The organism is Prevotella sp. HUN102 (genome assembly GCF_000688375.1).
Taxonomy (GTDB): Bacteria; Bacteroidota; Bacteroidia; order Bacteroidales; family Bacteroidaceae; genus Prevotella.
The window spans coordinates 2,011,039-2,024,251 of sequence record NZ_JIAF01000004.1 but is presented as its reverse complement, the minus strand read 5'-3'; the positions used below and the strand labels follow the sequence as shown (position 1 = coordinate 2,024,251).

12 protein-coding genes and 1 pseudogene are annotated in these 13,213 nt (G+C 42.9%); 7 read left to right on the top strand and 6 right to left on the bottom strand.

The window, feature by feature from the left end; genetic code table 11:
* The first annotated feature begins 4 nt into the window (after nucleotides 1-4).
* From P150_RS0114015 to udk, 3 genes are read left to right on the top strand one after another with little or no spacing between them, the layout of a single operon-like run.
* Complete coding sequence (locus tag P150_RS0114015; RefSeq protein WP_028898242.1) at nucleotides 5-1,048, top strand: endonuclease/exonuclease/phosphatase family protein; 1,044 nt, start codon at nucleotides 5-7, stop codon at nucleotides 1,046-1,048.
* Nucleotides 1,048-1,632, top strand: a complete 585-nt coding sequence (locus P150_RS0114010) for a uracil-DNA glycosylase family protein (RefSeq protein ID WP_028898241.1) — start codon at nucleotides 1,048-1,050, stop codon at nucleotides 1,630-1,632. Before P150_RS0114015 ends, P150_RS0114010 begins: the two co-directional genes overlap by 1 nt.
* Nucleotides 1,633-1,682: 50 nt before the next feature.
* Entirely contained in the window at nucleotides 1,683-2,309 is a 627-nt protein-coding gene (gene udk / locus P150_RS0114005) for a uridine kinase (RefSeq protein WP_028898240.1), read from the top strand.
* Nucleotides 2,310-2,474: 165 nt separating this feature from the next.
* Here udk and P150_RS0114000 read toward each other — a convergent pair whose 3' ends face one another.
* Nucleotides 2,475-3,224: a DUF5020 family protein gene (locus tag P150_RS0114000; protein WP_028898239.1), complete on the bottom strand. Its 750-nt coding sequence runs from the start codon at nucleotides 3,222-3,224 to the stop codon at nucleotides 2,475-2,477.
* 97 nt (nucleotides 3,225-3,321) lie between these two features.
* On the opposite strand from P150_RS0114000, the gene trmD reads away from it, so the two are divergent.
* Together trmD and P150_RS0113985 are read left to right on the top strand one after the other, a co-directional pair.
* On the top strand, nucleotides 3,322-3,999 hold the full coding sequence (trmD, locus tag P150_RS0113995) for a tRNA (guanosine(37)-N1)-methyltransferase TrmD (protein ID WP_028898238.1): 678 nt from the start codon (nucleotides 3,322-3,324) through the stop codon (nucleotides 3,997-3,999).
* A 265-nt stretch (nucleotides 4,000-4,264) separates the two neighbouring features.
* Nucleotides 4,265-5,518: an IS4 family transposase gene (locus P150_RS0113985; RefSeq protein ID WP_028896581.1), complete on the top strand. Its 1,254-nt coding sequence runs from the start codon at nucleotides 4,265-4,267 to the stop codon at nucleotides 5,516-5,518.
* 51 nt (nucleotides 5,519-5,569) lie between these two features.
* Here P150_RS0113985 and P150_RS0113980 read toward each other — a convergent pair whose 3' ends face one another.
* Nucleotides 5,570-6,733, bottom strand: coding sequence for an IS4 family transposase (locus P150_RS0113980; RefSeq protein WP_028898237.1), 1,164 nt, complete (start codon nucleotides 6,731-6,733; stop codon nucleotides 5,570-5,572).
* A gap of 242 nt (nucleotides 6,734-6,975) precedes the next feature.
* Nucleotides 6,976-7,881, bottom strand: a pseudogene (locus tag P150_RS0113970) (IS982 family transposase).
* Nucleotides 7,882-8,515: 634 nt separating this feature from the next.
* Here P150_RS0113970 and P150_RS0113965 point away from each other — a divergent pair.
* Nucleotides 8,516-10,567: a protein-disulfide reductase DsbD gene (locus tag P150_RS0113965; RefSeq protein ID WP_028898234.1), complete on the top strand. Its 2,052-nt coding sequence runs from the start codon at nucleotides 8,516-8,518 to the stop codon at nucleotides 10,565-10,567.
* A gap of 231 nt (nucleotides 10,568-10,798) precedes the next feature.
* Nucleotides 10,799-11,704: an IS982 family transposase gene (locus tag P150_RS0113960; protein WP_028898233.1), complete on the top strand. Its 906-nt coding sequence runs from the start codon at nucleotides 10,799-10,801 to the stop codon at nucleotides 11,702-11,704.
* Nucleotides 11,705-11,819: 115 nt separating this feature from the next.
* Here P150_RS0113960 and rplT read toward each other — a convergent pair whose 3' ends face one another.
* The 3 genes from rplT to infC form a co-directional block, all read right to left on the bottom strand.
* Nucleotides 11,820-12,164, bottom strand: coding sequence for a 50S ribosomal protein L20 (gene rplT, locus P150_RS0113955; RefSeq protein ID WP_028898232.1), 345 nt, complete (start codon nucleotides 12,162-12,164; stop codon nucleotides 11,820-11,822).
* A gap of 35 nt (nucleotides 12,165-12,199) precedes the next feature.
* Nucleotides 12,200-12,397, bottom strand: a complete 198-nt coding sequence (gene rpmI, locus P150_RS0113950) for a 50S ribosomal protein L35 (protein WP_028898231.1) — start codon at nucleotides 12,395-12,397, stop codon at nucleotides 12,200-12,202.
* A 109-nt stretch (nucleotides 12,398-12,506) separates the two neighbouring features.
* On the bottom strand, nucleotides 12,507-13,196 hold the full coding sequence (gene infC, locus P150_RS0113945) for a translation initiation factor IF-3 (protein WP_028898230.1): 690 nt from the start codon (nucleotides 13,194-13,196) through the stop codon (nucleotides 12,507-12,509).
* Nucleotides 13,197-13,213: the final 17 nt, after the last annotated feature.

Sequence of the window (13,213 nt, the reverse complement as noted above, 5' to 3'; positions counted from 1 at the left end):
AACAATGAGAAAATACTTATTTTTCCTTTTAGCTGCAATGCTTTTCAGCAGTTCATCCGTAGCTCAAAAGAAGATTGCTGTTTATGGAATTGGCTTCTACAACCAAGAGAATCTGTTTGACATCACTCACGACGAAGGGAAAAACGATTACGATTTCCTTCCTGATGGTTCCTATCGTTGGAATGAAATGAAGTATGTGAACAAACTGAAGAATATGTCCCGCGTTTTGGCTGAGATGGGCACAGACGTATTACCCGTAGGTTGTGCCGTTATAGGTCTTAGCGAAGTTGAAAACTCACACGTGTTGGACGACCTCGTGGCGCAGCCCTCTTTAGCGGCAAGAGGCTATAAATATGTGCATATCGAAGGCCCGGACAAGCGTGGTATCGACTGCGCAATGCTTTACAATCCGCAATTCTTCACAGTGAATACAACAAAATTAGTGCCTTACGTTTATGACCTTCCGGCCGACAGTGCCCGTGCAACCCGTGGTTTCCTTACCGTTACAGGTACTTTGGCCGGCGAAGATGTAGCAGTCATTGTCTGCCACTGGCCAAGCCGTGGAGCCGGTTCCTACTATCGTGAATTGGGAGGAAAGCAGGTAAAGGTAGTCAAAGACTCTCTTCTGGCTGAAAATCCAAAGATGAAGGTGCTCGTGATGGGTGATATGAACGACGACCCTAACAATAAGAGTATGTTTGAATGCCTTTCAGCAAAAGGAGATATCGAACAGGTTGGTGCCGATGATATGTACAACCCTTGGTATAACATTTTGGTAAAAGAAGGTAAAGGAACGCTCCAATACAATGGCAAGTGGAATCTTTTCGACCAGATTGTTATGACTCCAAACCTGTTGAACAAGAATGGCGAGAAGAATTTCTCTGAACTCAAGTTCTGGAAAAATCAAATCTTCCGTCGCGACTATCTGTTCCAAGAAACAGGCAAGTACAAGGGCAACACAAAACGCACCACGGCAGGTGGGGTTTGGCTCAACGGATACTCTGACCACCTTCCTGTGGTAGCTTACTTTGCCAAGGAGCAGCAGTAATGCAAGAAATAGAAACGCATCCCTTTGAGCCTTGGCTGCCAAAAACAGCCAAGCTGTTAATGTTAGGTACGTTTCCACCGGCGTCCAAACGCTGGTGTATGCCGTGGTATTATCCAAACTTCACTAACGATATGTGGCGCATCTTTGGGATAATTTTCTTCGGCAACAAGTTCCATTTTGTCGATCAGGAGAATAAAACCTACAAGTTAAATCTCCTGAAACCTTTTCTGGAGAAGCAGGGAATAGCCCTGTTTGATACTGCACAGCGTATCCGGCGTACCACAGGGACGGCTTCAGACAAGGATCTTGAAATTGTGGAGCCGGCTGATTTGGATGGAATGTTGCGAGCCTTGCCTGAATGCAGGGCCGTGTTGGCGGCAGGTCAGTTGGCAACTAAAATATTTACAGAGCATTACTGTATCGATGCCAAGAATTTAAAGATGGGTGAATACGTGGAATTTGAATTTGAAGGCAGGACAATAAGACTCTATCGCCAACCGAGCAGCAGCCGTGCCTATCCTATGAAGGTGGAGAAAAAGGCAGAATACTACGAACAGATGTTCAAGGAAATAAATATATTGTAGGTATGGTTTATTTGAGCCATACTTCTTCAAAATAAAATAGCTTTAAAACAATGGACGATAAAATTACTATCATAGGCATTGCCGGAGGCACTGGTTCGGGAAAGTCTACCGTGGTGAGAAAGATTGTTGAGGCTCTGCCTCCTCACTATGTTGCCGTAGTGCCTTTGGATTCATATTATAACGATACGACGGATTTGACGCACGAAGAGCGCAAGGCCATCAATTTCGACCATCCTGATGCGTTTGACTGGAAATTGCTCACAAAGCATATCAACGATCTTCGCAATGATATCGCCATAGAACAGCCTACATACAGCTATATTCTCAGCAATCGTTTGCCGGAAACAATTCACGTCGAGCCCAAGCCGGTAATTATAATCGAAGGTATTATGACGCTGATAAATAAGAAGTTGCGCGATATTATGGATTTGAAGATTTACGTGGATTGCGATCCTGATGAACGTTTGATTCGCAATATTCAGCGCGATATTATCGACCGTGGCCGCACGGTATCTATGGTAGTAGACCGTTATCTCAAAGTTTTGAAGCCAATGCACGAACAGTTCATTGAACCGACAAAGCGTTTTGCTGACCTTATCATTCCACAAGGAGGCGAGAATGCAAAGGGAATCGGTATTCTATGTAAATATATCGAGGGTTTGGTTCCTCACTTATAGGATTTTTAGGATAGAAAATATAAAGCGAGATCTTGTGGGAAAGACCTCGCTTTTTTGTTTTTTAAAGCGTATTAATTATTTGTGGATTAAACAGGCGGGTGTTAAATTACTTAATTACTTTGCTCATTTGCCCATTAATCCACTTCTAATCTTCTGCCAATGACCTTAGAACGTCCATTTAGCTGCAATCGTCGGAATGGCATAGAACTTATTGTTTTGTCCTTTATTGTTCCAAACAAAGTTGTTGCTGATTTCAACTTCCGTACCCAATGAAAGGTTTACATTCTTCATTCCCTTCAGCGTATTGAGGTTGAACCAGAACTGTGGTTCGGAAACTAAGACGAGTTTACCGTTTACTGTCGGGTCATACCACAAGTCGCAGAAACCTGTGAATGTGCAGAGTCCCTTTGCAAAGGTTGTTCCCCAAACCTCCGTAAGTTGGAAACCATTGAACGGACGGGCACCTGTGTGCCCATTCTTGAAATTATACTTATACATCAACTGAACGCTGAATGTTTTTGAGAAGTCTTTGGAAGCCCAGTTCCACGCACCACCAAGAAGAACGGAATGCTGAAAACGATTGCCATAATAGCCACCCGGAATCTCGCCGGTGGTAAGACCTCCATTATACTCAACGTGTGCTGCCCAACGCTTGTCTTTTGAAACATTGAATTCGCGTGCAATCTCCCAATATGCACCTACGTCGCCATCATTCTTGTAGTCGATATCGGTAAAGAGAAAAGTAGAACCCCAGTTGTCTGGTTTATACATTTCCACGGTAGTAGTAACTGACGGACGGCTGTCCAAATCGTTGTAGAGACTGCGTCCAAGGTCGTAATGAAGTTGAACGTTCTGTGCCTGAGCACTCAAAAAAGCTGCTATCGAAAAGATAGCGAGGGAAAAGATTTTTTTCATAAGTTTATTAAGTTTATACTAATAATCAGGTGCAAAGTTACAAAAAAATCTTAACCGACAACGTTTACTCTGAAATATTTGTTAACTTTGTGCCTATATGAGAATAGACATTATCACAGTTTTGCCGGAAATGCTCGAAGGTTTTGTTCACGAGAGTATTTTGGCGAGGGCTGAAAAACGAGGATTGGCAGAAGTTCGCCTGCATAATTTACGCGATTATTCACAAAACAAGTGGCGTCGCGTAGACGATTATCCCTTTGGTGGTCAGGCGGGAATGGTTATGCAGATAGAGCCTATCGACCGTTGCATCAGTGCCCTGAAGGAGGAAAGAGATTATGACGAAGTTATCTTTACTTCGCCGGATGGCGAACAGTTCAATCAGAAGATAGCCAACGAACTTTCGCTGGGAGGAAATCTCATAATACTCGCAGGGCACTATAAGGGCATCGACCAACGTGTTCGCGACCATCTCATTACGCGTGAGATTTCGGTAGGCGATTTCGTGCTGACCGGTGGAGAACTTCCGGCTGCCATCGTTGCAGACGCCGTAATACGCATTGTTCCCGGCGTGATAGGCGACGAGCAAAGTGCATTGTCAGATTGCTTTCAAGACGATATGCTTTCGGCTCCTATCTACACGCGTCCACGCAGCTACAAGGGATGGGATGTGCCTGAAATCCTGCTAAGTGGAAATGAAGCAAAAATCAAGCAATGGGAATTTGATCAGGCAATGGAGCGCACAAGGCGTTTGCGTCCCGATCTCTTGAAAGAATGATAAAGATATGAGGGCATAATTTATACTCTTTCCAAACGTGCGAAGATTGCAAGCCATTCTTCGGTTACTTGCAATGCATTCTTGCGAAGAATAGGACGCATTCTTCGCACGTTTGGAAACAAAGGGAAAGATTGTCGATTTTCAGACGATTACAAATCCTAAAGTCTGCAAATTTAGGAAGTTCTGAAAGTCGTTTAAATTTAGAATAGAATTCACTACTGTCCAAAGAAAAATTCTTGAACCTAATTCAAATTGATTATTTTCAATGAGTTACGCGAATATTATTTTTTCGAGATTTGGTTTTGTACTTTTGCAAATCGTATTGCAAGAGGCAGAACTCATGAATCAAGGAAAGACCGTATTCGCTCAAATCATGTCGCTCATACCAAGATATGAGTTCGACAAGTGCGTAAAGAGATACAACGGCAATAGACATGCCATCGGCTTCAAATGCAGAGACCAGTTTATGGTGATGAGCTTTGCCCAGTTCACCGACCAGATTAGTCTCCGCAGCATTGATGCGACGCTGGTGGCTCTCTCTTCCAAGCTCTATTCGAGTGGAATAAAGTATATCCAACGTTCGACTTTGGCCCATATCAATGAGACCAAGGATTGGCGTATATACCATGATTTTGGGCAGAGCCTGATAGCCTGGGCAAGAGAGCTGTACCAGGACGAACCGTCCCGGCTTGACGTGGATGGCATCGTGTATGCCTTTGACAGCAGCACCATCAAACTGTGCCTCCAGCTTTGCCCGTGGGCTCGTCTGCATCATGACAAAGGGGGTGTAAAGATGCATACACTTCTGGATTTGCGTGGCTCCATACCAACCTTCATCCATCTGACGGAGGCTGCTGTTCATGATTCCAAGACCATGAGTCTGATTCCCGTAGAACCAGGAAGCTACTATCTCATGGACAAGGGTTATGTTGACTTCAGACAGTTGTTCAACCACTTCCATCGTCAGCAGGCTTTCTTTGTGACAAGGGCAAAAGATAACATGAGGTATGAGGTAGTTGAGGAACGTCCTGTAGACAAACAGACAGGAGTTACAAACGACACCATTGTCAGACTTACAGGACCAAGAACCTCCAAGTGGTATCCAGACACACTGCGTATGGTTGTTTACGAAGATTATGCCACAGGTAACGTCTACAGATTCTTGACCAATGACTTTACTCATTCCTACCTGACAATCGCAGAACTCTACAGGGAACGCTGGCAAGTGGAGTGCTTCTTCAAATGGATAAAGCAGCGAATGCACATCAACTCGTTCTACGGAACGAGCCAGAATGCTGTATTCTCGCAGATTTGGATTGCTATCTGCGATTATCTGCTGCTTGCCATTGCAAAGAAAGTGTACCATATTGAACAGGATCTCTATATTTTATCGGCTGCCATCGGGAAGGTTCTCTTTGAGAGGAAACCCTTAGGCGAACTATTCGTTAAACCAAAACGTCCTCAGAATGACTCCAATGATGGTCAGCAGATCTTATGGAAAAATTTCTTTGGACAGTAGTGGTATTATAAATGAAAAACAACCACTAGTGTCCACTAAAAATGGACGAGTTTAAAAATTAAATAAATTAGGTTCACCTGAACCACTTCGGTCTTTGTCATTTTTGAATATAGTTTTGTCGAAGAGATCTCTGAGATTTGTTGTGTCTGTAAGTGACATGCTGAGGATTTGCAGCACCTCATAAGTGCTTCTATCCAATCGCATATCATATTGCACAATGGCAACGAGGCAGTAGGCACAGATGGCGGAGTAAATCTGTATTCTGACAGCATTCTCAGTTGTTCCCCAAAATTTCTTGATTTTGAGGTGCTGCTTGAGCCACTTGAAGAAAAGCTCTATCTGCCAACGATTCTTGTAGAGGTCGGAAACCTGCAGTGCGGTCAGTTCCATTGCGTTAGTCAGGAACATGAACTCACGGCCTTGCTCCTCATCGAAGAATCGTACAAGCCTAAGATGTTCTGGATAGCCTTTCTGACTGCCATAGATGGTCAGCTCTATCTCAGCATCTGTCATTATTCCCCCGGGCAGCCTGCGTCTCCACTTGATGCACTTGTACTGCAAATTGGTCTTGGCCCTGACAACGAAGAACGACTCTGCACGATGTATGCGATAGAGCTCATTGAAGTTGTTGTAGCCAGGGGCAAAGATGTGGTAAGCACCAGTCTCAATGGGGATTTCCCCCATCGCCTTGGAGTCATGCACTGATGCTGTGGTGATATGAAAGAAGGCGGGAATCTGAGTCTCCAGGTCATATAGGGTATGTATCTTGATACCGCCCTTATGCTTGCGGAACTTGGCACACCAAAACACATTCAGGCATAGCGAGATGGTCGTGGAATCGAAAGCATAGACATTACCGTCAAGTTTGAAGATATTCGCAGCCCGTTTGCGCCTGGCCTTACTCACAAGGTAGTAGGCATACTGCTCGAAGATGCGACAGGCACGATTTGTATTGGCTTTAGCCAGATTACTTCTGGTCACGTGCTTGCCAAGTCCGAGATGATAGCACTTCTGGTAATGTGCCTCTATGGCGACAATCAAGTCTCGCATGCTCTCACGATTGCTCAACTGGCCAAACATGAGTGTAAGGATCTGGTTCCAACATGTGAAGTGCTTCACATAGCGGTTACCGCCATACTTATCAACGATGTGACGAAACTTGTCTGAATCCATAAAAGCGACCAATTGGGAGAAAACGTATTGGGGCTTGTTCATATGCAGTCATCTGTTTGGACTGCAAAGATACAAAATCAAATCGTCGCACCTTGAAAATCTCTGTAACTAACTATATTTCAAATATTTCAAAGAACGCTTAGCGATTTTTAGTGGACGGCAATGAAAAACAAACTTTATGCAATGCAAATTTCGGGATTACTTTGTTCAAACCAAAGTAAATGTATCTGTTTGGTAAATAGCTGAAAATCAAGTGTTAATATATTAACGTGAGTTCGACGAATTCAGAACAAAGCAAGCTGTGTGTCCAATGTCCTTTGTACATTGATGCACGGCTTCTTTGGAAACAGGCAATAGGCCGCAATGCCCCCCAATAAATTGACGATGAAATTGTCAAAGGACCGATGCCTGGAGTGCTCCACCTGTGCAATGTTCTTGAGTTCATCGTTCACCGTTTCTATGATAGCCCTCTTTCTGAGCAGCAGTTTGTCCGAGACGCTCATCAATGCTCCTTTCATGTTGCTTTTCAACTTGGTAATAAGTTATATGCCATCAACGAAAAGTCTTTGGAAGAGCCCCTTGCTGATATATCCCTTGTCACTGACCAACTTGCCATGTATAAACTCTACAAAGGCTTTGTATTCCAAAGGCTTACGGTCATCAAGACCACCTGGGGTAATCATGAAGTTGAGAAGTTCTCCTCTCTCGTTGCAGATTAAATGCAACTTGAATCCGAAGAACCAACCCATGGAGCATTTCCCTCTTTGGGCAATGCCCCTGAAAACCTTATGAATGTGTATTCTCTGGTTTCGGCAGACGCGAAGAGGTGTACTGTCAACAAAACTGATGCCTGTGCATTTGCCCAGCAGGACCTTTTTGATAAACAAAGCCAAGGGGATGGCGACTTCCCTTTCCAATTCTACGAAACGGTTGTACGAGACTACCTCGGGAAACAGATGACGTAAATGCTTGCACACCTTCTCAAGATAGAAATGCTTCAGGCAACGATAGCCTGAATCGTGAAAGAATATCATAATCAGCATGATTTCAGCCTTGGACATCGTGGAATCACGGTGATACTTCCTCTTGTCAGACGGTTTTAGCGTATATTTTGCCATCAGTGCGTCAAAAAACTTGCAGAAGTCATCTGCCATACAAAATATTTCCGTAACTTTGCCCTCGGTAAGCATAGCGATTTTTGTTTGTAATTCTTTGTATTTTAGCACTATAAAGTTACAACAAATTTCGATAATTACCAAATTTACAAGAACTTATAATTCATCGAACTCACGTTATATTAGTGTTCAAACTTGCGAAGAATACACTCCATTCTTCGCAAAAACGCATTGTATTCTTGCGAAGATTGGAATGCAATCTTCGGTTATTTGCAAATCATATCTTTATTAGCCTAAAATGATTTCCATTCTGCCGAATCTCAAGGGTGTAATTCCTAAGAAAATATTAACGGAAAGCACATCTCAAATTTGAGTTGGGATATGTCTCGAAATTGTTGCTATTATGGTAACAAGTAACGAGATAAATAAGTATATATAATTTGATAAAGACACGAAAAGAATAGATATTTAACATTGAAGTGGGATGATCCTTAATCGGTTATCTGTAAACGTTTAAACTTGTTCTCTATCAATTTATTCCGAATGAAGATAATTCATTTGGAGAATTTAATACATTGAAAGAGTAAATAAATTCATCAGAATTATATTTTTCAGAAAAAATTATTATCTTTGCACCCATAAGCTAAGACTTTAGGTGTTAAGAGCTGAAAATGATAGTTGAAACTCTATCTAAACTATGATGAAAAATATGAAATTTAAGTTTTTATTTGCCTTGCTGATGCTGTTCAATTTAACAGCTCTGGCACAGATGCCAGTACATTTCAGCGTTAAAGAAAACCAAGTATCCCCAACTGAGGTTGATGTAATCTTTACTGCAAAGATTGATGCCGGTTGGCACGTATACTCTCCAAACTTAGGAGCCGATGGGCCTACGGAAGCAAAGGTTTTTACAGAGAAGTCTGAAGGTGCACAAGCTGTTGGAAAGCTAATTGCAAAGGGGGCTGAAAAGAATGTGTTCGACAATGCTTTTCAGATGAAATTAAGGTATTACGAGAACAATGTTACGTTTGTTCAGAAATATAAGATTACTGGTAAGACGTATAGCATTGCGGGCTATTTGGAATACGGTGCCTGCAATGATGAAATGTGTATGCCACCGGGCAGTGTAGAGTTTAACTACAAGGGTAATGGTCCTGCTGACGCTCCACAACCGGTTGCCGATGCAGAAAAAAAAAGTGAAGAAGCTGAAGCCGACGGTTTAGCTGCTTTGACAGATTCTGCATCTTCAGCTGTTCCCGGCGACACAACGCTTTCTGATTCAGCAGCAGTTGCCAGCGCGTCATCACCCGATGTTAATTCCAACGATCTTTGGAAACCTGTAATCAATGAGCTGAAAGCATTCAGCAATGGACAGAATACAGAAAGCCGTTCGCTGATTTACATCTTCCTGATGGGCGTTGTTGGTGGACTTGTGGCATTGCTCACACCTTGTGTATGGCCTATCATTCCTATGACTGTCAGCTTCTTCCTGAAGCGTGCAAAGGACGACAAGAAGAAAGGTATCCGTGATGCCATCACTTACGGAATCTCTATCATCGTTATCTATATGGGACTTGCGGCGATTATTACTGCCATATTTGGTCCTCAAAAGCTGAATGAGTTGGCAACGAATGCCCCATTCAATATCTTCTTCTTCCTTTTATTGGTAGTGTTCGCATTGAGTTTCTTCGGATGGTTCGAGCTTAGTTTGCCATCATCTTGGGGAAATGCGGTCGATAATAAAGCTGCCTCAACCACAGGTTTGCTTTCTATCTTCCTGATGGCATTTACCTTGTCATTGGTAAGTTTCTCTTGCACGGCTCCGGTAGTTGGACTCTTGCTCGTGCAGGCAGCAACCAGTGGTGACTGGGTGGCACCAACGGTGGGAATGTTTGGCTTTGCGTTGGCATTGGCACTCCCATTCTCATTGTTTGCAATGTTCCCAACTTGGTTGAAGCAGGCACCTAAGTCAGGTGCGTGGATGAATATGATTAAGGTTGTATTGGGTTTCATCGAATTGGCATTCGCATTGAAATTCTTCTCTGTTGCCGACTTGGCTTACGGATGGCATTTGCTCGATAGAGAAACATTCCTCGCATTGTGGATAGTAATCTTCGGTCTGTTGGGGTTGTATCTCATTGGAAGGCTCAAATTCCCACACGACGATCCATCACAGACGGCAATGCCTGTACCTGCCATTATGCTTGGTATGATTTCATTGGCATTCACAGTTTATATGATTCCGGGACTTTGGGGTGCACCATTGAAAGCCATCAGCGCATTTGCTCCACCTATCAATACTCAGGATTTCAATCTGCATCATCAGGAAGTAGAAGCGAAATACACTGATTATGAAACAGGTATGCGGGCAGCTGCACAAGCAGGCAAGCCAGTTTTGTTGGACTTCACTGGTTTTGGTTGTGTAAACTGTCGCAAGATGGAAGGTTCTGTTTGGACGGATGCGAAGGTTGCGGAGAAGTTGAACAAGGATTATATCCTGATTTCGCTCTATGTGGACGACAAGACTCCGTTGAAGGAACAGGTAAAGGTAAAGGATGTTAATGGTAATCCGCGTACGCTGAGAACAGTCGGCGATAAATGGAGCTACTTGCAGCAGACTAAGTTCGGCTATCTGGCACAGCCATTCTACGTAACAGTAGACAATGCCGGCAATCCTTTGAGCGGTAGCTTCACGTATAAGGAAGACATACCTGCTTATCTTGACTTCCTTGACAAGGGATTGGAAAACTACAAGAAGTAATTTCAAAACCTGATATATGAATAAATCGGCGATTCTTACAATTAAGAATCGCCGATTTATTGTTTATTTTTGATTCAGTTATTGTAGGAGATGAACTATTGAAGAAGATTTTTATTAATAATAATTTAACGTGAGTTCGATGAATTATAAGTTCTTGTAAATTTGGTGATTAGCGAAATTTGTTGTAACTTTATAGTGCTAAAATACAAAGAATTACAAACAAAAATCGCTATGCTTACCGAGGCCAAAGTTACGGAAATATTTTGTATAGCAGATGACTTCTGCAAGTTTTTTGACGCACTGATGGCAAAATATACGCTAAAACCGTCTGACAAGAGGAAGTATCACCGTGATTCCACGATGTCCAAGGCTGAAATCATGCTGATTATGATATTCTTTCACGATTCAGGCTATCGTTGCCTGAAGCATTTCTATCTTGAGAAGGTGTGCAAGCATTTACGTCATCTGTTTCCTGAGGTAGTCTCGTACAACCGTTTCGTAGAATTGGAAAGGGAAGTCGCCATCCCCTTGGCTTTGTTTATCAAAAAGGTCCTGCTGGGCAAATGCACAGGCATCAGTTTTGTTGACAGTACACCTCTTCGCGTCTGCCGAAACCAGAGAATACACATTCATAAGGTTTTCAGGGGCATTGCCCAAAGAGGGAAATGCTCCATGGGTTGGTTCTTCGGATTCAAGTTGCATTTAATCTGCAACGAGAGAGGAGAACTTCTCAACTTCATGATTACCCCAGGTGGTCTTGATGACCGTAAGCCTTTGGAATACAAAGCCTTTGTAGAGTTTATACATGGCAAGTTGGTCAGTGACAAGGGATATATCAGCAAGGGGCTCTTCCAAAGACTTTTCGTTGATGGCATACAACTTATTACCAAGTTGAAAAGCAACATGAAAGGAGCATTGATGAGCGTCTCGGACAAACTGCTGCTCAGAAAGAGGGCTATCATAGAAACGGTGAACGATGAACTCAAGAACATTGCACAGGTGGAGCACTCCAGGCATCGGTCCTTTGACAATTTCATCGTCAATTTATTGGGGGGCATTGCGGCCTATTGCCTGTTTCCAAAGAAGCCGTGCATCAATGTACAAAGGACATTGGACACACAGCTTGCTTTGTTCTGAATTCGTCGAACTCACGTTAATATAACAAAAATCTATAACAATAAAAAGCCTGCTATTCATTTAGAATAGCAGGCTCTGTCTTTATCATTGCACTCTTAATTCAAGAGGTTGATATTTACTTTACTTTCTCAACGATAGCCTTGAAAGCTTCCGGATTGTTCATTGCGAGGTCTGCAAGAACCTTACGATTGATTTCGATACCATTCTTGTGGAGAGCACCCATCAATTGGCTGTAGCTCATATCATAGAGACGAGCAGCAGCGTTGATACGCTGAATCCAGAGTGCGCGGAAGTTGCGCTTCTTGTTACGACGGTCACGGTATGCATAAGTCAAACCCTTTTCGTAGGTATTCTTAGCAACTGTCCAGACGTTCTTACGAGCACCAAAGTAACCCTTGGTCTTCTTTAAAATTCTAGTTCTCTTTGCTTTTGAAGCAACATGATTGACTGATCTTGGCATAGTTTTTTTCCTTTAATTTGTTTGACTAATGTTAATTAACGAAGATTCAACAGGTCACGAACCTGCTTCATGTTGCTACTGTCCACGATTGCTGAGTGAACAAGATTTCTCTTCTGCTTCTTTGTCTTCTTAGTCAAAATGTGACTGTGGTAAGCCTTGTTACGCTTAACCTTACCTGTACCGGTGAAGCTGAATCTCTTCTTTGCACCGGAATTTGTCTTTTGCTTTGGCATTTTTTTTATTTTTAAATTGTTATTATATTCATCTGTGGCAACGTATATACCAGGACGTTACGCACAGGTGCCTGTCAGGGTCTTCTTGTTGTCGAAGAGTTGTCAGGCTTTAATCTTCATTCTTCAATTTGCTGAGTACATCAGCACCATTCTTGGCATTTGCAAACAAGCCGTTATCTGCATTTCCTTCAGTTTCAGCCTTTTCTGCAATAGCTTTCTTTGCATTGCTTTCAGCTTCTTCGCGATCGCGACGCTGTTGGCTTTTCTTTTGCACGCCTGCTGCTTTCTTTGGTGCAAGGTAGAGGAACATCTTCTTGCCTTCGAGCTTTGGCATCTGCTCTACTTTTCCCAGTTCTTCCAAATCATTTGCAAAACGAAGAAGCAAAACCTCGCCTTGCTCCTTGAAAAGGATAGAACGTCCACGGAAGAATACGTATGCACGAACCTTGTTACCCTCATTGAGGAACTCCTGAGCGTGCTTTAGTTTGAACTGATAGTCGTGTTCATCAGTCTGAGGTCCGAAACGAATTTCCTTTACTTCCTGCTTTACCTGCTTCTGCTTCATCTCTTTCTGATGTTTCTTCTGCTGGTAGAGGAATTTTGAATAGTCGATGATACGACAAACTGGAGGTTGTGCGTTTGGAGAAATCTCCACAAGATCCAACCCTTCGCTGCGGGCCTGATCCAAAGCTTTACGGGTGGGCATTACTTCTGCCTCGCCTTCACTTACCACACGTACTTCTCGAGCCCGAATCTGTTCGTTCACTCGGTACTGCATCTTCATTTTGTCATTCTTCATTCAACTATATTAAATGT

Bases quoted from the DNA above. Each gene is read 5' to 3' on its own strand.
- P150_RS0114000 (WP_028898239.1), bottom strand. From the start codon at position 3,224: ATGAAAAAAATCTTTTCCCTCGCTATCTTTTCGATAGCAGCTTTTTTG.
- udk (WP_028898240.1), top strand. From the start codon at position 1,683: ATGGACGATAAAATTACTATCATAGGCATTGCCGGAGGCACTGGTTCG.
- P150_RS0113960 (WP_028898233.1), top strand. From the start codon at position 10,799: ATGCTTACCGAGGCCAAAGTTACGGAAATATTTTGTATAGCAGATGAC.
- trmD (WP_028898238.1), top strand. From the start codon at position 3,322: ATGAGAATAGACATTATCACAGTTTTGCCGGAAATGCTCGAAGGTTTT.
- rpmI (WP_028898231.1), bottom strand. From the start codon at position 12,397: ATGCCAAAGCAAAAGACAAATTCCGGTGCAAAGAAGAGATTCAGCTTC.
- infC (WP_028898230.1), bottom strand. From the start codon at position 13,196: ATGAAGAATGACAAAATGAAGATGCAGTACCGAGTGAACGAACAGATT.
- rplT (WP_028898232.1), bottom strand. From the start codon at position 12,164: ATGCCAAGATCAGTCAATCATGTTGCTTCAAAAGCAAAGAGAACTAGA.
- P150_RS0113965 (WP_028898234.1), top strand. From the start codon at position 8,516: ATGAAATTTAAGTTTTTATTTGCCTTGCTGATGCTGTTCAATTTAACA.
- P150_RS0114015 (WP_028898242.1), top strand. From the start codon at position 5: ATGAGAAAATACTTATTTTTCCTTTTAGCTGCAATGCTTTTCAGCAGT.
- P150_RS0114010 (WP_028898241.1), top strand. From the start codon at position 1,048: ATGCAAGAAATAGAAACGCATCCCTTTGAGCCTTGGCTGCCAAAAACA.
- P150_RS0113980 (WP_028898237.1), bottom strand. From the start codon at position 6,733: ATGAACAAGCCCCAATACGTTTTCTCCCAATTGGTCGCTTTTATGGAT.
- P150_RS0113985 (WP_028896581.1), top strand. From the start codon at position 4,265: ATGAGTTACGCGAATATTATTTTTTCGAGATTTGGTTTTGTACTTTTG.